This is a genomic window from Psychrobacter sp. Sarcosine-02u-2, from assembly GCF_002836335.1.
Taxonomy (GTDB): Bacteria; Pseudomonadota; Gammaproteobacteria; order Pseudomonadales; family Moraxellaceae; genus Psychrobacter; species Psychrobacter faecalis.
In genome coordinates this window covers 1-283 of record NZ_PJBX01000091.1, presented here as the reverse complement: position 1 = coordinate 283, position 283 = coordinate 1, and the positions used below count along the sequence as shown (strand labels likewise).

Annotated in this window: 1 protein-coding gene; it reads right to left on the bottom strand. The window is 48.1% G+C overall.

Going from position 1 to position 283, the window contains the following annotated elements; translation table 11 throughout:
• Positions 1 to 283: c-type cytochrome (locus tag CXF58_RS01395; protein WP_145989784.1), on the bottom strand; the 283-nt coding region annotated here is incomplete at both ends.

Sequence of the window (283 nt, the reverse complement as noted above, 5' to 3'; positions counted from 1 at the left end):
GCGTCATCATGGGACGCGCCCCACGCAGGCATTCCAGATGCCATAATACCGTGCTTGATTGCCCAAAAGCTTTGCTTTGCACCGTCTTCTGTTTGATAACGTTTGACAATATCAGCCTTGGTAAAGTTGGGCGGCTTTGGATATAAGCCCTCACTAAAGTCAGTTTGTGCCACTCCCGGAGACAAGTGACAGCCTGCACACATATCCTTATAGTCCGCGCCACCAGAACCGATTAGCTCAACCTTCTCTAAATCTGGTACCACAATATCTTTACTGGCATTTT